Raw genomic sequence first — 17,777 nt, forward strand, 5'->3', positions numbered from 1 at the left:
TCGCTGGAAGTGGGGCGCATTATAAGGGGATTCGAGAGGGCGTCAACCTTTAATTCAAATAAACTTTCAGGGCGCTTGAAAAGCAAAGCGGGGGGGCCTTTCGGCCACCCCGCTTCTATATAGGTACACCGCCAGGCAATCACTCAGCCTTCAGCGTAACCCGCCCGAAGGACTTCTTACCCGCCTGGCACACATGCGTAGCACCCAGACCAAACAGGAAATCCTTGTCGACCACCACACCATCCACTTTCACTGCACCAGCACTCAGTAAGTCACGCGCCTGCGCCGAGTTCTTCACCAGGCCAGCACGGTTCAGAACCGCAGCGATAGGCAAGCCTTCCGCCGAAACCACCTCTACCTCCGGCAGGTCTTCAGGCAGCTCGCCTTCTTTCATACGGTTGCCCGCAGCACGGTGCGCATTGGCGGCAGCCTCCTCACCATGGAAACGCGCGACTATCTCTTCCGCCAGCTTGATCTTGATGTCTCGCGGGTTGGCGCCATTGGCCACATCGGCGCGGAACTGCTCAATCTCTTCCATGGAGCGGAAGCTCAGCAGCTCGAAGTAACGCCACATGAGCGTATCCGGGATCGACACCAGCTTGCTGTACATCACGCCCGGCGCTTCCTGGATACCGACATAGTTGCCCAGCGACTTGGACATTTTCTTCACACCGTCCAGCCCTTCGAGCAACGGCATGGTCACGATGTTCTGCGCTTCCTGGCCATACGCACGCTGCAGTTCGCGCCCCATCAGCAGGTTGAACTTCTGGTCGGTACCACCCAGCTCGACGTCTGCTTTCAGCGCGACCGAATCGTAGCCCTGCACCAGCGGGTAGAGGAACTCGTGAATGGCAATCGGCTGGTTGGTGGTGTAGCGCTTGTCGAAGTCATCACGCTCGAGCATGCGCGCCACAGTGTACTGCGAGGCCAGGCGAATAAAGTCGGCCGGGGTCAGCTTGTCCATCCAGGTGGAGTTGAAGGCGACTTCGGTCTTGGCCGGATCAAGAATCTTGAACACCTGCTGTTTGTAGGTCTCGGCGTTGTCCAGCACCTGCTCACGAGTCAGCGGCGGACGCGTTGCGCTCTTGCCGCTTGGGTCGCCGATCATGCCGGTGAAGTCGCCGATCAGGAAGATGACCTGGTGGCCCAGCTCCTGGAACTGACGCAGCTTGTTGATCAGCACCGTGTGCCCCAGGTGCAGGTCCGGGGCGGTCGGGTCGAAGCCGGCCTTGATGCGCAGAGGCTGGCCGCGCTTGAGCTTCTCAACCAGTTCCGACTCGACCAGTACTTCTTCCGCACCGCGCTTGATAAGCGCCAGCTGCTCTTCAACCGACTTCATAGACAAACCCGCAAGGCTCAGATTCAGGGGGAGCCAACCATACAAGATCGGCCGTCAAATACAAGTTTTGCAAAGGAATGTGACCCGGGCACAGGCTTGCGACGTCTACGCGCCCTTGCGTGAAAGTGGATTTGGTTATATTTTATACAGTTATTTCATCTTCATCATGTCATTCATCTATTCCATTTCACCTTTTTCAAAGTCACCTTACCCATGACCAACGAACCGCCTAAAGCGCCACCGCTTTATCCGAAGAGCCACCTGTTGGCCGCCAGCGGCATTGCCGCCCTGCTCAGCCTGGCTTTGCTGGTATTTCCGTCCAGCGAAGTGGAAGCCAAGAAAACCACCCTAAACCTCGAGCTGGAAAGCCCTGCCGAACAATTGAAGGACGAAGCCCGCGCTGCGCCCATGGTGCAGGCACAGGGTGAGCAAGGCTCACCTTTCGCCCAGATAGAAGCAGCCACACCCGAAACCCAGAAAGCCGAGCAGCCAACGCAAGACGCCAAACAGGTCGCCGAAGCCGCCAAGCAACCAGGCCACCGCGAGGTTACCGTAGCGCGCGGCGATACCCTGTCCACGCTGTTTGCCAAGGTCGGCCTGCCAGCCAATGCCGTGCACGACTTGCTGGCCAGCAACAAGCAGGCCAAGCAGTTCACCCAACTCAAGCACGGCCAGGTCCTGCAGTTCGAACTCGACAAGGATGGCCAACTGGCCAGCCTGCACAGCAAGGTCAGCAACCTTGAAACCATCAGCCTGAGCAAAAGCGCCAAAGGCTTTACCTTCAACCGTGAAATCAGCAAGCCGGTGGTGCGTACTGCCTATGCCCACGGGGTCATCAAAAGCTCGCTGTCAGCATCTGCCCAGCGTGCCGGCCTTTCCCACAGCATGACCATGGACATGGCGCGCGTGCTGGGCTACGACATCGACTTCGCCCAGGATATTCGCCCAGGCGACGAGTTCGACGTGGTCTACGAGCAGAAGGTGATGGATGGCAAGGTCGTCGGCACGGGCAATATCCTTTCGGCGCGCTTCACCAACCGTGGCAAAACCTACACTGCCGTGCGCTACACCAACAAGCAGGGCAACACTACCTACTACACCGCCGACGGCAACAGCCTGCGCAAAGCCTTCATCCGCACCCCGGTGGACTTCGCCCGTATCAGTTCGCGCTTCTCCGCCGGCCGCAAGCACCCGATCCTGAACAAGATTCGCGCGCACAAGGGCGTTGACTACGCAGCCCCACGCGGCACGCCTATCAAGGCAGCAGGCGACGGCCGCATCGAACTGGCCGGGCGCCGCGGCGGCTACGGCAACACCGTGATCATCCAGCACGGTAACCGCTACAAGACGCTGTATGGCCACATGCAGGGCTTTGCCAAAGGCATCAAGACCGGTAGCACCGTCAAGCAGGGCCAGATCATCGGTTACATCGGCACCACCGGCCTTTCCACCGGGCCTCATCTTCACTATGAGTTCCAGGTCAATGGCGTGCATGTCGACCCCCTGAGCCAGAAGGTGCCAATGGCCGACCCGATCGCCAAGAACGAGCGTCAACGCTTCTTGCAGCAGAGCCAGCCACTGATCGCCCGCATGGATCAGGAAAAGGCCACCCTGCTCGCCGCGAACAAGCGCTAAGCCATGGCGCTTTACTTGGGGGTGATGTCCGGTACCAGCCTGGATGGCCTGGACATCGCCTTGGTCGAACAAGGCGAGCAGCTTGAACTGCTCGCCACGCTCTACCTGCCAATGCCCGCCAGCCTGCGCCAGGACTTGCTTGCCCTGTGCAGCAGCGGCCCTGACGAAATCGCCCGGGCAGCATTGGCGGAAAATCACTGGGCCACCCTTGCGGCCGAGGGTATACGCCAGCTGCTCGCTCAGCAGGGCCTGCAGGCTGACGCCATACGCGCCATTGGTAGCCATGGTCAGACGGTCCGTCACGAACCCGCCCGCGGCTTCACCGTACAGATCGGTAACCCCGCGCTGCTCGCCGAGCTTACTGGTGTCAGCGTGGTAGCCGACTTCCGCCGCCGCGATGTGGCCGCCGGCGGGCAAGGCGCGCCACTTGTCCCGGCCTTCCACGAAACCCTGTTCAGCCACCTGGGCCAACGGGTAGCGATTCTCAATGTGGGCGGTTTCAGCAACCTCAGCCTGATCGAGCGGGATGCACCGGTGCATGGCTTTGATTGCGGCCCAGGCAATGTTTTGCTGGATGCCTGGGTCGAGCGCAAACGCGGCCAGGCCTACGATGCCGACGGTGCCTGGGCTACCACCGGCGTGGTGCAGGCCGATTTGCTGCACGCATTGATGAGCGACCCGTTCTTCGCGGGCAGCGGCCCCAAGAGTACCGGCCGTGAGGTGTTCAACCTGCCTTGGCTCGACCGCCACCTCGCCGGCCTGCCCGCCTACCGGGACGAGGATGTGCAGGCGACACTGCTGGAGTTGACCGCACGCAGCATCATCGACTCGCTGGAAAACGCGCAACAAGGCACCGAAGCACTGTTGGTCTGCGGTGGAGGAGCCCGCAACGGTGCGCTGATGGCCCGCCTCGGCCAACTGCTGCCCACTGCACGTGTTACAAGCACCAGTGCCCATGGCGTAGACCCTGACTGGGTCGAAGCCATGGCCTTCGCCTGGCTGGCCCATTGCTGCCTGGAGGGCATCGCCGCCAACCGCCCCAGCGTCACTGCCGCCAGGGGCCTGCGCATACTCGGTGCAATCTATCCGGCATAACACCCAGGCCAGAAAGCAAAACGCCGCGCAATTGCGCGGCGTTTTCGTATCGGCCCGAATTCAGATCGAGAACGACGACCCGCAACCGCAGGTGGTGGCGGCATTCGGGTTCTTGATCACAAAGCGCGAACCTTCCAGGCCTTCCTGGTAGTCCACTTCGGCACCGGCCAGGTACTGGAAGCTCATCGGGTCGACCACCAGGGAAACGCCTTCGCGCTCGACGATGGTGTCGTCTTCAGCCACGTCTTCATCGAAGGTGAAGCCGTACTGAAAGCCCGAGCAACCGCCCCCGGTCACGAACACCCGCAGCTTCAGACGTTCATTGCCTTCCTCATTGACCAGGTTCTTCACCTTCTGGGCTGCGCCATGGGTGAATTCCAGGCCGGTAGGGGTGAAGGTTTCGACGCTCATGTTGATTCTCCCGGCGCGGTAGCCGCCATATAACTCTCGATGACGCGCATTATCCGCTTTCCCGAGAAAATTGGTCAACAATACGTAAGCCGCAAGCGACAACCTACACGCCGCAAGCTCGGCCCGCAGGTGTGCAGCTCGCGGCGTCTGTCACGGCAGCAAGCCTGCGTGGGACAGGCCCATGCGCTCATCCAGGCCAAACAGGATGTTGAGGTTCTGCACTGCCTGCCCCGAAGCGCCCTTCACCAGGTTGTCGATCACCGAGAGCACCACTACCAGGTCCCCGCCCTGCGGGCGATGAACGGCAATGCGGCAAACGTTGGCACCGCGCACGCTGCGGGTTTCCGGGTGGCTACCAGCCGGCATCACGTCGACGAACGGCTCATCGGCGTAGCGTTTCTCGAACAACGCCTGCAGGTCGACCGAAGTATCGGCCACGTTCGCGTACAGGGTAGCGTGGATACCACGGATCATCGGTGTCAGGTGCGGCACGAACGTCAGGCCGATGTCCTTGCCGGCCGCCTGGCGCAGGCCCTGGCTGATTTCCGGCAAGTGGCGATGCCCCTTGACGGCATAGGCCTTCATGCTTTCACCGGCTTCGCAGAACAGCGAACCCACTGCCGCACCACGCCCGGCGCCGCTGACACCCGACTTGCAGTCGGCGATCAGCCGCGCGGGGTCGGCCAGACCCGCTTCCAGTAACGGCAGGAAACCGAGCTGGGTGGCGGTCGGGTAGCAACCCGGCACGGCAATCAGGCGCGCCTGGCGAATCTTCTCGCGGTTCACTTCGGGCAGGCCATACACGGCATCCTTGAGCAGTTCAGGCGCGCCATGCGGCTGACCGTACCACTTGCCCCACTCGGTGGCATCCTGCAGACGGAAGTCAGCCGACAGGTCGATCACCTTGGTACCCGCCGCCAGCAATTCGCCGGCCAGTGCGTGGGCAACGCCATGCGGTGTGGCGAAGAACACGACGTCGCAAGCAGCCAGGGCCTTGCTGTCGGGTATGCTGAACGCCAGCCCGTCATAGTGGCCGCGCAGGTTCGGGTACATGTCTGCCACCGCCACGCCCGCCTCCGAGCGCGAAGTGATGACAGCCACTTCGGCCTGTGGATGCTGTGCCAGCAGACGCAACAGTTCGACGCCGGTGTAACCGGTGCCGCCAACAATACCGACCTTGATCATAACGCTTGCCCCTTATCAACGAGCCGTCTGGAAAGCGCACGATAATAGGGGCGCGAGGCGCCTGTAACAACTCTCCGGGTGTCCCTTCCGGCGCCCGACCACTACTATCTGACGACCGTGATTATCTGAAGGAACACCCTCCATGCTTTACCTATGGATCAAAGCGCTGCATATCGTCAGCGTAGTCTGCTGGTTCGCCGGCCTGTTCTATCTGCCGCGGCTGTTCGTGTACCACGCCCAGAGCCAGGACAGCATCAGCCAGGAACGCTTCGTGACCATGGAGCGCAAGCTCTACCGCGGCATCATGAACCCGGCAATGATCGCCACCTATGTATTTGGCGCCTGGATGCTCTACCTCAACCCCGGCTGGCTGAGCCAGGGCTGGCTGCATGCCAAGCTGACCCTGGTAATCCTGCTCACCGGCTACCATCACGTGTGTGGCGCCCAGCGCAAACGCTTCGCCAGCGGCACCAACACACGCAGCCACGTCTATTATCGCTGGTTCAACGAAGTGCCCGTGCTCATCCTGCTGGGCATCGTGATTCTGGTGGTGGTCAAGCCGTTCTGACACAGCCACCTCAACTATCAGCAAGCCCAGCCGCGCTGCAAGGCCATTGGCCCCCGGGCCTTGTAGCAAAACGCAGCACCTGTCACGGGCAAGCTGTACACTAGGCGCCCTCTTCCGCCCCCAGGAGCCTTGCATGTCCCGTTACGCCATGATCACTGGTGCTTCCAGCGGCCTGGGCCTGGCCCTGGCGGAAGCGCTGGCACGGCGTGGACGCAACCTGATCCTGGTGGCACGCCAGCGCGAAACGCTGGAACCGGTCGCCCTCGAGCTGACCCAACGCTTTGGTGTAGAGGTACTGTTCCGCGCCTGCGACCTCAGCCAGCCGCTGCGCCTGTCAGGTTTCGTGCTGGAGCTGGAAGAAGGCGAGCGGCGCATCGACCTGCTGGTCAACTGTGCCGGTTTGCGCACCTACGGCCCATTCCTGGCCCATGAGTGGGCCGACGAGCAAGACCTGCTCGAGGTCAACGTGCTGGCCATGAGCCGGCTATGCCATGCAATCGGCAACCTGATGGCCGTGCAGGGTGGCGGGCAGATCCTCAACGTTGCAGGCCTGGCCGGGGTCGCACCTGGGCCATGGATGGCGGCCTATGCCGCCAGCAAAGCCTACGTGCTGAGCTTTTCCCAGGCACTGCGCGAGGAGCTCAAGCGCGCCGGCATCAAGGTCTCGGTACTGTGCCCCGGCCCGGTACGCTCTGCACGGCGGCGCATCCCCCGCCTGGATGGCAAGCCACGCTGCCTGAGCCCCGAGGAAGTGGCCCTGTACACGGTGCGGGCGCTGGACAAGAACCGCGCCCTGATCATGCCAGGGCGGCGCAACCGCTGGCTGGCCTTCGCCCCCCGTCTGCTGCCACGCTGGCTGGTACGCAAACTGGCCGGCGCCATTCACCGCCGCTATTGCCCGGCCGGCATGGAATAGCCACTGGGCGATTGGCGCCTGGCTGAGTACACTCGGCCCGACCTTCACCATGGAGCAGTGCTGTGGACGATCTATTCCTCAAAATCATCAACCGGGAAATTCCGGCGGATATCATCTACGAAGACGACCAGGTCCTGGCGTTCAAGGACATTGCTCCCGCGGCGCCGGTGCATTTCCTGGTCATCCCGAAAAAGCACATTCCTACCCTCAATCACCTCACAGAAGAGGACAAGGCCCTGGCAGGCCACATCCTGTTCACTGCCCAGCGCCTGGCAGTCGAACAAGGCTGCGAGGAAGGCTTCCGCGTGGTAATGAACTGCAACCCCAAAGGCGGCCAGACCGTCTACCACATCCACATGCACGTGCTTGGCCAGCGCCAGATGAACTGGCCGCCGGGCTGATCCACGGCAAGCGACCCCGCCGCTATTGCGGTAAACTGTCGGGCACATTCTTGCGGAGGTGCCCGATGGCTACCGAACGTCACTACTCGCCGCTCGACCGCTTGTTGCTGCAGGCCGATACCGCCATGCGCACCTTGCTGCCCTTCAGCGGCCAACCCGCCCGGCCGTCACCGGCCATCATCCAGCCAGACGCCAACCTGGACGAACAGCAAACCCGCCACATTGCCGGGCTGATGCGCATCAACCATACCGGTGAAGTCTGCGCCCAGGCCCTGTACCAAGGTCAGGCCCTGACGGCCAAGCTGCCCGAAGTGCGCAAGGCCATGGAACATGCCGCCGAGGAAGAAATCGACCACCTGGCGTGGTGCGAGCAACGCATTCGCCAGCTGAACAGCCACCCAAGCGTGCTCAACCCCCTGTTCTATGGCATGTCCTTCGGCATCGGCGCACTGGCCGGGCTGGTCAGCGACAAGGTCAGCCTGGGTTTCGTCGCCGCCACCGAGCACCAGGTATGCAAGCACCTGGACGAACACCTTGAGCAGTTGCCGCAAGAAGACGAAAAGTCCCGCGCCATTCTTGAGCAGATGCGCGTCGACGAAGAGCAGCACGCCGAGTCCGCCCTGGAAGCCGGTGGCTACCGTTTCCCTGCCCCTGTGCGCTTCGGTATGAGCTTGCTGGCCAAGGTCATGACCAAGAGCACCTACCGCATCTGAAGGCTGCCCCATGACGGACCGAATCGACGCCAAGGACCTGGCGCGTGCCGTGCAAGCCGGCGTTCTCCAGCCTGGCCAGGACCAGGCCCTGCTGGCGTTCCTGCGCCAGCAACCGCCAGCACGCGGTACCTTTCAGCTGGCCCATGTCGCCTTCTACTTCGGCGCCATGCTGATCATGGCGGCCATGGGCTGGTTGCTCACCGAGGCCTGGATGAGCATCGGCGACGCCGCACTGCTGGTCATCGCCAGCCTGTACATCGGGCTGATCACCTTGTTTGTCCTCAACTTGCAGCGGCGTGCGCAGCCCGTAGCCGCCGGGGTACTGGCCGCCGTCGCGGTCAGTATCGTGCCGCTGGCAGTGTTCGCCATCGAACGCTTGGCGGGTTGGTGGCCAATCGATGACACCCAGGCCAACTACCACCACTACTACACCTACGTGCAAGGCGGCTGGCTGGCGATGGAGGCGGCCACGGTAGTGGCCGGTTTGCTGATGCTGCGGTTGATCCCTTACCCGTTCATCGTCATGCCGATCGCCGTGGCCCTATGGTTCATGTCGATGGACCTGACTGAGTGGTTCTTCGGCTCGCCGTTCAGCTGGGCGCAGCGCCGTGAGGTTTCGCTGTGGTTCGGCCTGGGAATGCTGGTGGTGTTCCTGCTGGTGGACGGCCGTACACGCGAGGACTATGCCCGCTGGGGGTACCTGGCAGGGCTGGCGGCATTCTGGGGCGGGCTGACGCTACTGGACAGCGGCAGCGAGCTGGGCAAGGCGCTGTACTGCCTGATAAACATTGCGCTGATGGGCATGGCAGTGCTGCTGCGCCGGCCGGTGTTCATGGTGTTCGGCGCGCTGGGGGTTGCGGCCTACCTGGGCTACCTGGCGTATGAGGTATTCGCGCAATCGCTGCTGTTCCCGGTCGTGGTGACGCTGAACGGGCTGGGGGTCATCTGGCTGGGGCTGGTCTACCAGAAGCGCCGGGAGCGGTTGAGCCGCGCAATGCGCAGCGGCTTGCCAGCATGGCTTCGCTCTGCATTGCCGGCACTGCGCAACTGATGGTGTCGGGACCGCTTGGCGGCCCCAAAAAACCCGGCTTCAACCCAACTCTACAATCTCGTACCCGTGGGTAATCTCGACCCCGGCACGCTCGAGCATGATCGACGCAGAGCAGTACTTCTCTGCCGACAGCTCGACCGCGCGCTTGACCTGCGCTTCTTTCAGCCCGCGCCCCTTAACGACGAAGTTCATGTGGATCTTGGTGAACACTTTCGGGTCTTCACTGGCGCGCTCGGCTTCCAGAAACGCCTCGCAGCTCTCCACCGCCTGGCGCGACTTCTTCAGAATGCTGACCACGTCAAAGCTGCTGCAGCCACCCAACCCCAACAGCAGCATCTCCATAGGGCGCACACCCAGGTTACGGCCGCCGGCCTCGGGCGGGCCATCCATCACGACGACATGGCCGCTGCCCGATTCGCCGAGAAACATTGCCTCACCGGCCCACTGGATACGTGCCTTCATCTACCTGGACTCCTGATATTCGGAAAAGGGTGTCAGCTTAGACCTTGTGCGGCTGTGGGAAAAGTACGAGAGGACTCGGTTTAGTACCGAAACATCTTGTAGTGTCTGATAAGCTGGCGCCAAATGACTGGCGCCTGCCGCTGTCGATCTACAAAAATACCCAAGCCTCGTATCGAACAGGACTTCGTGATGGTTGCCTCTGCCCTACCCGCAAAGATCAAGAACATCGACAAGTTGCTGGTGCACTGCCAGCGCCGCCGCTTCACCGCAAAAAGCAACATCATCTGCGCTGGCGACCGGGCCGAAACACTGTCGTTCATCATCAAGGGGTCGGTCACCATCATCATCGAAGACGATGACGGTCATGAAATGATCATCGCCTACCTCAACCCAGGCGATTTCTTTGGCGAGCTGGGGCTGTTCGAGCCCGTTGAGGGTGAGCAGCAGCGCAGCGCCTGGGTACGGGCGAAGACGGAATGCGAAGTGGCCGAGATTAGTTACGAGAAATTTCGCGAAGTGGCGCGCCAGGACCCGGAAATTCTCTACGCCCTGGGCAGCCAGATGGCCCAACGCCTTCGTAATACCACACGCAAGGTCGGCGACCTGGCGTTCTTCGACGTAACCGGCCGCGTCGCCCGCTGCCTGCTGGAGCTGTGCAAGCAGCCCGACGCCATGACCCATCCGGATGGCATGCAGATCAAGATCACCCGCCAGGAAATCGGCCGCATCGTCGGTTGCTCGCGGGAAATGGTCGGCCGCGTGCTCAAAGACCTCGAAGAGCGCAGCCTGGTCCATGTCAAAGGCAAGACCATGGTGGTCTACGGTACCCGCTAGTCCCTGGGCAGGTCGGCCAAGACCTTGGCGTAAGCTTGCGAGAGGCGCTGGAACCAGGGCACTGCGGGCGCCACTTCGTGCAAGGCAATGTGTGCGTCGGCGCGGCAACGCTGCTCAAGCGCGCAGCACTCGTTGAAACGGTTGACCGCCGCCACCATCGCCTCACGTTCGTTGTCCAGCAACAACGCGCCGTGCACCAGTACCACCGGGCGTTTGCCGCCCAGGCCCTGGCGCCAGCGCTGGGCGGTACCGACCAGCTTGCGGCCATTGAGGTTGACGTTGTAGCGGCCGTCGCAAAAGGCGCCGTCGATTTCCCCCACCGACGCTACCCCGCCCCACTCGCGCAACACATCGCACAGTGGCAGGCACAGGCGCTCATAAGCGGTTTCGATGCGGCCATGGTCGCCTTCGCTGCGCGGCGCGGCATAGACCAGCGCCACGTTCACGGTGGCATGCGACTGCGGGACCGGCTCACCGCCGGTTTCACGCAGCAATACCGGCCAACCGGCGATCGCCAGTTCTGCGCAGGCTGTTTCGAAATTGGCTAGCCGGCTCATGCGCCGGGGCATCACCAAGGCATGGTCAGTGGGGCGCCAGAACAGCACACCACTCTCACGTTCGCCACGGCAAACGGCGGCCAGCAGGTCCTGTTCGGCGTGCAAGCCCTGCTCGACAGTCAGGGCCAGGGGTTGATCGCTCATCGCTCCACCTTGGATGTTGTTTTCAAGGGCCTCTTGCCGGGCCCGTAAAAAAGCCGGCAATCACGCCGGCTTCATTGCAATCAGTCCAGTTGCTGAACAGTTTTCTTCACCTGGTCCGGGAAGAACAGCCGCTGCAGCTCCAGCCCAGGTTGTTCGGCGCGCATGAATGCCTCACCCACCAGGAACGAATAAACGTCGTTGATCGCCATCAGCTCGACATCGGCCCGGTTCAAGATACCGCTCTCGGTAATTGCCAGGCGATCACGCGGTATGCGCGGCAGCAGGTCGAGGGTGGTTTCCAGGCTGACTTCAAAGGTGTGCAGGTTGCGGTTGTTCACGCCCACCAGCGGTGTATCCAGGGTTTTCAGCGCACGCTCCAGCTCATCGCCATCGTGCACTTCTACCAGTACATCGAGGCCGACGTCCTTGGCGGTGGCGGCCAGTTCGGCCATCTTCACGTCATCCAGCGCCGACACGATCAGCAGCACGCAGTCCGCACCCAAGGCCCGCGCCTCGACGATCTGGTAGGGGTCGATCATGAAATCCTTGCGGATCACGGGCAGGGAAACCGCCGCACGAGCCTGCTGCAAGTACTCATCGGCACCCAGGAAGTAGTCCACATCGGTCAGCACCGACAGGCAGGTAGCACCGCCCTTCTCGTAGCTGACAGCGATTTCCGCCGGCATGAAGTCTTCACGGATCACGCCCTTGCTGGGCGAGGCCTTCTTGATTTCGGCAATCACCGCAGGCTGCTTGCGCTTGGCCTGCTCGATCAAGGCATTGGCAAAGCCCCGGGGAGCGTCAGCGGCCTTGGCCAGGCCCTCCAATTCGCGAAGGCTGACCCGCGCGCTGCGCTCGGCCACTTCCTGGAACTTGCGGGCAATGATCTTTTCCAGCACCGTCGGCACGCTCATGCTTCGTTCTCCACCTTGAATACTGCAGTAAATGCACCCAGTTCCTGCAGCTTTTCCCAGGCCAGGCCGGTGTGCAGTACGTCATGGGCCAGTTCCACACCGGCTTTCAGGCTCATGGCATGGTCAGCGGCGTACAGCGCCGCACCGGCATTGAGCACGATCATCTCGGCAGCTTTCTGGCCGTTTTCAGTCTTGCGCCGGCCCAGTGCATCACGGATCAGTTCCAGTGACGCCTGCGGGCTCTCAACGGCCAGGCCATGCAGGCTCTGGCTTTTCATGCCGAGGTCTTCCGGCTCGACCCAGTATTCGGTGATCTCGTCGTTCTTCAGCTCGGCCACAAAAGTGGGGGCAGCCAGGCTGAACTCATCCAGGCCATCCTTCGAGTGCACCACCAGCACATGCTTGCTGCCCAGGCGCTGCAGCACCTCGGCCAACGGCCGGCACAGGGCCTGAGCGAACACGCCGACCACCTGGTGTTTCACCCCGGCCGGATTCGTAAGCGGGCCGAGCATGTTGAACAGGGTACGCATACCCAGCTCGCGGCGCGGGCCAGCGGCGTGCTTCATTGCCGAGTGATGGCTTTGCGCGAACATGAAGCCGATCCCCAGGCTGTCGATGCAGCGGCCCACTTGCGTTGGCGTCAGGTTCAGGTAGATGCCGGCAGCTTCCAGCAAGTCGGCACTGCCGCTCTTGCCCGACACCGCGCGGTTGCCATGCTTGGCCACTGGGCAGCCCGCCGCCGCCAGCACGAACGACGAAGCGGTGGAAACATTGAAGATGTTGGCACCGTCACCGCCGGTACCGACGATATCCACCACACCCTCCAGGCTCCGCAGCTCGACCTTGTCGGCCAGCTCGCGCATCACCGATACCGCGCCCACGATCTCGTCGATGCTCTCGCTTTTCATGCGCATGCCCATCAGGAAGGCGCCGATCTGCGCCTCGCTGCACTGGCCTGTCATGATCTGGCGCATCACATCGCGCATTTCTTCGGTCGAAAGGTCCAGCTGGCCAACGATACGGCTCAGCGCGCTTTTGATGTCCATATTCAATCCTTAGCGGCGGCCGCCGGTCTGCTTGAGGAAGTTGGCGAACAGCTCGTGGCCCTGCTCGGTGAGGATCGACTCAGGGTGGAACTGCACCCCTTCGATGTTCAGCGTTTTGTGTCGCAGGCCCATGATCTCGTCGACCGAACCATCTGCATGGGCCGTCCAGGCGGTCACTTCCAGGCAGTCAGGCAAGGTGTCGCGCTTGACCACCAGCGAGTGGTAGCGGGTCACCGTCAGCGGGTTGTTGAGGCCGGCAAACACGCCGAGGTCGCGGTGGAGTACCGGGCTGGTCTTGCCATGCATCACCTGGCGAGCCCGGACCACGTCACCGCCAAAGGCCTGGCCGATGGACTGGTGGCCCAGGCATACGCCGAGGATCGGCAGCTTGCCGGCGAAATGCAGGATGGCCTCGATGGACACGCCCGCCTCGCTCGGCGTGCACGGGCCAGGGGATACGACGATCCGCTCGGGGTTCAGGGCTTCGATCTGGGCAATGGTCAGTTCGTCATTGCGAACGACCTTGACCTCGGCACCCAGCTCGCCAAGGTACTGCACAACGTTGTAAGTAAATGAGTCGTAGTTGTCGATCATCAGTAACATGGTGTTAAACCTCTTGAACTTACTGACTTCAAATTCGAACCTCCCTCTGCCCGCCATAGCGGTGGCTGTGCCACTTGAGGGCGAGGAACAGGAAGGCAAACAGGGGCGGGCCGGACTGGCCGGCAGGGGATAAAGTCAGGCGCGCCAACGCCAACGGGCGTGGGCCTTGATTACGCGCATCAAGAGTTTGCTGACGATCAACACAGGGTAGGTCTCGCTCATACGTCACGGCACAGTAGCCTACCGGCGCGGCGGGCGCAATATGCCTGTAAACACGGGGAAACGAATGGACTTGGGAGCGAAGCCCCACGATTTGCTAATGTCGATCAGGTTGTTCTCATAAAAACAAAGAAAAGGATGTTCCGCGATGAGAAAAGCTCCACTTTTGCGCTTTGCCTTCGCTTCATTAGCCTTGGCCTGCAGCCAGGCCTTTGCCGCCCCCTCGCCCTATTCCACGCTGATCGTATTCGGCGACAGCCTGGCAGATGCCGGGCAGTTCCCCGACCTGACAGGTGGCACCTCCGGCGCACGCTTCACCAACCGTGAGGCCGATGGCAATTTTGCCCCGGTGTCGCCGATGATCCTCGGTGGCCGTTTGGGCATAGACCCCAATGCGCTGAACCCCTCCACCTCCGTCGGTGTACGCCCCGACGGCAACAACTGGGCGGTAGGGGGCTACACCACGCAACAGATTCTTGATTCGATCACCGAAACCTCCAGAACCGTCATTCCACCCGGCAACCCAGGCGCCGGGACGGTGTTGCGAGAGAAGCCTGGCTACCTGGCCAACGGGCTGCGCGCCGACCCCAATGCCCTGTACTACCTGACCGGCGGCGGCAACGACTTTCTGCAAGGCCTGGTCAACAGCCCGGCCGACGCAGTGGCGGCCGGCGCTCGGCTGGCCGCCAGCGCTCAGGCCCTGCAACAGGGCGGCGCACGCTACATCATGGTCTGGCTGCTACCCGACCTTGGCCAGACACCGAACTTCAGCGGCACGCCGCAACAGAACCCGCTGTCGTTGCTGTCCGGGGCGTTCAATCAATCGCTGCTGGGCCAGCTGAGGCAGATCGATGCCCAGGTCATCCCCCTGAACATCCCTGTGTTGCTGAGCGAGGCCTTGGCCAGCCCCAGCCAGTTCGGCCTGGCACCTGACCAGAACCTGGTCGGCACTTGCTACAGCGGGCAAGGCTGCGTGGGCAACCCGGTCCATGGCATCGACGGCACCACGCCAGACCCGACCCGGCTACTGTTCAACGATTCGGTGCACCCGACCATCGCCGGCCAGCAACTGATTGCCGACTACGCCTACTCGATCCTGTCCGCGCCCTGGGAACTGTCCCTGCTGCCGGAAATGGCCCACGCCAGCCTGCGTGCCCACCAGGATGAATTGCGCAGCCAATGGCAAACGCCATGGCAGGCGATCGGCCAGTGGCAAGCGTTTGTCAGCAGCGGCGCCCAGGACCTGGACTTCGACAGCCAGGGCAGCGCGGCCAGCGGCGATGGCCGGGGGTACAACCTGACCGTGGGTGGCAGCTACCGCCTGAACGATGCCTGGCGCCTGGGGCTCGCGGGCGGCGTCTACCGGCAGAAACTGGAAGCAGGCACGCAAGATTCGGACTACAAGCTCGACAGCTACCTGGCCAGCGCCTTCGCCCAGTACCGGCAGGACCGCTGGTGGGCCGATGCAGCGCTGACAGCCGGGCACCTGGACTACAGCGACCTCAAGCGCACCTTTGCCCTGGGCGTGAACGAGCGTAGCGAAAAGGGCGACACCGACGGTGAAGCCTGGGCTATGTCCGCACGGCTGGGCTACAACCTGGCGGCCGACAGCAGCAACTGGCAACTGGCGCCATTCATCAGCGCCGACTATGCGCGGGTCAAGGTGGACGGCTACGACGAGAAGAGCGGGCGCTCCACAGCCCTGGGTTTCGATGACCAGGAGCGCACGTCTCGCCGCCTGGGCGTGGGGCTGCTGGGCAGCGTGCAGATGCTGCCCTCTACCCGGCTGTTCGCCGAGGTGGCGCAAGAGCATGAGTTCGAGGATGACCAGCAGGACGTGACCATGCACCTGACCAGCTTGCCGGCGAATGACTTCACCCTGACCGGGTATACGCCGCACAGCGACCTGACCCGGGCCAGCCTGGGGGTAAGCCATGAAGTGGTGGCGGGGGTGCATTTGCGCGGCAACTACAATTGGCGCAAGAGTGATGAGCTGACGCAGCAGGGGGTGAGTCTGGGGGTTAGCGTCGATTTCTAGCTGGCTGGGGCCGCTTTGCGGCCCTTTCGCGACACAAGGCCGCTCCTACAGGGAAGCGCAATCGCCGTGAATGCGATTCCTTGCAGGCGGCAGCCCAGAGGCTAGTGAATTATTTGGCGCAAGTCTGCTCAGCCAAGGCCACCGCACGGAACATCGCCCGGCGCTTGTTGATGGTTTCTTCCCACTCCAGCGCCGGCACCGAGTCGGCAACGATACCGCCACCTGCCTGCACATGCAGCTCGCCGTCCTTGATCACCGCCGTACGAATGGCAATGGCGGTATCCATGTTGCCATTCCAGGCGAAGTACCCCACGGCACCGCCGTATACACCACGCTTGACCGGCTCCAGTTCGTCGATGATCTCCATTGCTCGGATCTTCGGCGCCCCCGACAGGGTACCGGCCGGCAGGATCGCGCGCAGTGCATCCATCGCCGTCAGCCCTTCGCGCAATTGGCCGGTGACGTTGGAGACAATGTGCATGACGTTGGAGTAGCGCTCGATCACCATCTTCTCGGTCAGGCGTACGCTGCCCGTGGAGGACACCCGGCCGACATCGTTGCGGCCCAGGTCGATCAGCATCAGGTGCTCCGCGATCTCTTTGTCGTCCGACAGCAGGTCGTCTTCCAGCGCACGGTCGGCCTCTTCGGTTGCGCCACGCGGGCGGGTACCGGCAATCGGGCGCACGGTGACCAGGTTGTCCTCCACCCGCACCAGCACTTCTGGCGAGCTGCCAACCACGTGGAAGTCGCCAAAATTGAAGAAGTACATGTAAGGCGTCGGGTTGAAGCAGCGCAAAGCGCGATAGAGGTCGATTGGCGCCGCCTTGAAGTCGATAGACATACGTTGTGACGGCACCACCTGCATGCAGTCGCCCGCCAGGATGTATTCCTTGATGCGGCCAACGGCGCTTTCGTAGTCCTCACGGGTGTAGCTGGAGCGGAATGCCGGCTCGGCAGCCTGCGGGCCGCTCAGGTCCAGGCCTCGGCGTGGGGTAATAGGCTGGCGCAGGGTTTCCAGCAAGCCTTGCAGGCGCGCCTGGCCTTGCTCGAAAGCCTGATCTTGCGCAGGGTCTACCAGCACGATGGCGTGCATCTTGCCGGCCAGGTTGTCGAATACCACGACCGCGTCCGAGACCATCAGCAGAATGTCGGGCACACCCAGCGGGTCTGGGTTCGGGCTGGCCCCCAGGCGCTTTTCCACATAGCGCACGCAGTCGTAGCCAAAGTAACCGACCAGGCCACCATTGAAACGTGGCAGGCCGGGAATGTCGGCGACCTTGTAGCGCTCCTTGAACGTCTCGACAAAGGCCAGCGGGTCTTCGACATGGTGGCGTTCAACCTCGACACCGTCCTGCAGGATGCTGACGTGATAGCCGTGCACCCGCATCACCGTCCGCGAGGGCAGGCCGATCATCGAGTAACGGCCCCATTTCTCGCCGCCCTGCACCGATTCGAGCAGGTACGAGTTGGCCTGGTCGGCCAGCTTCAGGTAGATCGACAGCGGCGTATCGAAGTCGGCCAGGGTTTCGCAGGCCAGGGGAATGCGGTTATAGCCGGCAGCAGCCAGGCGCAGGAATTCTTCGTGGTTCATGAGTAGCCTCGTGGCAAGCAGCAATGGGTCAGGCAAACGGACGGGCCGGCACGTG

Annotated in this window: 18 protein-coding genes; 9 read left to right on the top strand and 9 right to left on the bottom strand. The window is 62.4% G+C overall.

The window, feature by feature from the left end:
* Positions 1-139: 139 nt before the first annotated feature.
* The gene (tyrS, locus tag QME24_RS14965; RefSeq protein WP_009681267.1) at positions 140-1,339 is read right to left on the bottom strand and encodes a tyrosine--tRNA ligase; all 1,200 of its coding nucleotides are present in this window, start codon (positions 1,337-1,339) and stop codon (positions 140-142) included.
* 213 nt (positions 1,340-1,552) lie between these two features.
* Between tyrS and QME24_RS14970 the strand changes: the two genes are divergently transcribed.
* Positions 1,553-2,974 (top strand): peptidoglycan DD-metalloendopeptidase family protein, encoded by a 1,422-nt coding sequence (locus QME24_RS14970; protein ID WP_009681266.1) that lies wholly within the window; start codon positions 1,553-1,555, stop codon positions 2,972-2,974.
* Between the two features lie 3 nt (positions 2,975-2,977).
* Positions 2,978-4,069 carry an anhydro-N-acetylmuramic acid kinase gene (locus tag QME24_RS14975; protein WP_232892621.1) on the top strand — a complete coding sequence of 364 codons (1,092 nt, stop codon included), beginning with the start codon at positions 2,978-2,980 and terminating at the stop codon, positions 4,067-4,069.
* Between the two features lie 60 nt (positions 4,070-4,129).
* Here the strand turns inward: QME24_RS14975 and erpA are convergent, their stop codons facing one another.
* Both erpA and argC read right to left on the bottom strand, forming a co-directional pair.
* The gene (erpA, locus tag QME24_RS14980) at positions 4,130-4,480 is read right to left on the bottom strand and encodes an iron-sulfur cluster insertion protein ErpA (RefSeq protein WP_003255511.1); all 351 of its coding nucleotides are present in this window, start codon (positions 4,478-4,480) and stop codon (positions 4,130-4,132) included.
* A 150-nt stretch (positions 4,481-4,630) separates the two neighbouring features.
* Positions 4,631-5,665 (bottom strand): N-acetyl-gamma-glutamyl-phosphate reductase, encoded by a 1,035-nt coding sequence (gene argC, locus QME24_RS14985; protein WP_232892622.1) that lies wholly within the window; start codon positions 5,663-5,665, stop codon positions 4,631-4,633.
* 142 nt (positions 5,666-5,807) lie between these two features.
* Between argC and hemJ the strand changes: the two genes are divergently transcribed.
* The 5 genes from hemJ to QME24_RS15010 all read left to right on the top strand — a co-directional run bounded on the left by hemJ (position 5,808) and on the right by QME24_RS15010 (position 9,314).
* Complete coding sequence (hemJ, locus tag QME24_RS14990; RefSeq protein WP_029887373.1) at positions 5,808-6,233, top strand: protoporphyrinogen oxidase HemJ; 426 nt, start codon at positions 5,808-5,810, stop codon at positions 6,231-6,233.
* Positions 6,234-6,366: 133 nt separating this feature from the next.
* Positions 6,367-7,149, top strand: a complete 783-nt coding sequence (locus QME24_RS14995) for an SDR family oxidoreductase (protein WP_054906027.1) — start codon at positions 6,367-6,369, stop codon at positions 7,147-7,149.
* Positions 7,150-7,211: 62 nt separating this feature from the next.
* Positions 7,212-7,550: a histidine triad nucleotide-binding protein gene (locus tag QME24_RS15000; protein WP_054906028.1), complete on the top strand. Its 339-nt coding sequence runs from the start codon at positions 7,212-7,214 to the stop codon at positions 7,548-7,550.
* Positions 7,551-7,615: 65 nt separating this feature from the next.
* Complete coding sequence (coq7, locus tag QME24_RS15005) at positions 7,616-8,263, top strand: 2-polyprenyl-3-methyl-6-methoxy-1,4-benzoquinone monooxygenase (RefSeq protein WP_029887376.1); 648 nt, start codon at positions 7,616-7,618, stop codon at positions 8,261-8,263.
* Between the two features lie 10 nt (positions 8,264-8,273).
* Positions 8,274-9,314, top strand: coding sequence for a DUF2157 domain-containing protein (locus QME24_RS15010; RefSeq protein ID WP_280091797.1), 1,041 nt, complete (start codon positions 8,274-8,276; stop codon positions 9,312-9,314).
* A gap of 39 nt (positions 9,315-9,353) precedes the next feature.
* On the opposite strand, the gene QME24_RS15015 is transcribed toward QME24_RS15010, so the two are convergent.
* Positions 9,354-9,776 carry an OsmC family protein gene (locus tag QME24_RS15015; RefSeq protein WP_004376171.1) on the bottom strand — a complete coding sequence of 141 codons (423 nt, stop codon included), beginning with the start codon at positions 9,774-9,776 and terminating at the stop codon, positions 9,354-9,356.
* A gap of 189 nt (positions 9,777-9,965) precedes the next feature.
* Between QME24_RS15015 and crp the strand changes: the two genes are divergently transcribed.
* Entirely contained in the window at positions 9,966-10,610 is a 645-nt protein-coding gene (gene crp, locus QME24_RS15020) for a cAMP-activated global transcriptional regulator CRP (protein ID WP_009681258.1), read from the top strand.
* Here the strand turns inward: crp and QME24_RS15025 are convergent.
* The 4 genes from QME24_RS15025 to QME24_RS15040 form a co-directional block, all read right to left on the bottom strand.
* Entirely contained in the window at positions 10,607-11,311 is a 705-nt protein-coding gene (locus QME24_RS15025) for a lipoate--protein ligase family protein (protein WP_009681257.1), read from the bottom strand. The genes crp and QME24_RS15025 overlap by 4 nt on opposite strands.
* A gap of 80 nt (positions 11,312-11,391) precedes the next feature.
* The gene (gene trpC, locus QME24_RS15030) at positions 11,392-12,225 is read right to left on the bottom strand and encodes an indole-3-glycerol phosphate synthase TrpC (protein WP_054906031.1); all 834 of its coding nucleotides are present in this window, start codon (positions 12,223-12,225) and stop codon (positions 11,392-11,394) included.
* The gene (trpD, locus tag QME24_RS15035) at positions 12,222-13,271 is read right to left on the bottom strand and encodes an anthranilate phosphoribosyltransferase (RefSeq protein WP_054906032.1); all 1,050 of its coding nucleotides are present in this window, start codon (positions 13,269-13,271) and stop codon (positions 12,222-12,224) included. Before trpD ends, trpC begins: the two co-directional genes overlap by 4 nt.
* A gap of 9 nt (positions 13,272-13,280) precedes the next feature.
* The gene (locus QME24_RS15040; RefSeq protein ID WP_009681254.1) at positions 13,281-13,874 is read right to left on the bottom strand and encodes an aminodeoxychorismate/anthranilate synthase component II; all 594 of its coding nucleotides are present in this window, start codon (positions 13,872-13,874) and stop codon (positions 13,281-13,283) included.
* A 367-nt stretch (positions 13,875-14,241) separates the two neighbouring features.
* Here QME24_RS15040 and estP point away from each other — a divergent pair, with 367 nt between their 5' ends.
* Positions 14,242-16,131 carry an esterase EstP gene (estP, locus tag QME24_RS15045; RefSeq protein WP_281690878.1) on the top strand — a complete coding sequence of 630 codons (1,890 nt, stop codon included), beginning with the start codon at positions 14,242-14,244 and terminating at the stop codon, positions 16,129-16,131.
* Positions 16,132-16,240: 109 nt separating this feature from the next.
* Here the strand turns inward: estP and trpE are convergent, their stop codons facing one another.
* Positions 16,241-17,722 carry an anthranilate synthase component I gene (trpE, locus tag QME24_RS15050; protein ID WP_280091795.1) on the bottom strand — a complete coding sequence of 494 codons (1,482 nt, stop codon included), beginning with the start codon at positions 17,720-17,722 and terminating at the stop codon, positions 16,241-16,243.
* Between the last annotated feature and the right edge of the window lie 55 nt (positions 17,723-17,777).

This window comes from Pseudomonas sp. PARCl1 (assembly GCF_947311875.1).
Lineage (GTDB): Bacteria > Pseudomonadota > Gammaproteobacteria > Pseudomonadales > Pseudomonadaceae > Aquipseudomonas > Aquipseudomonas juntendi.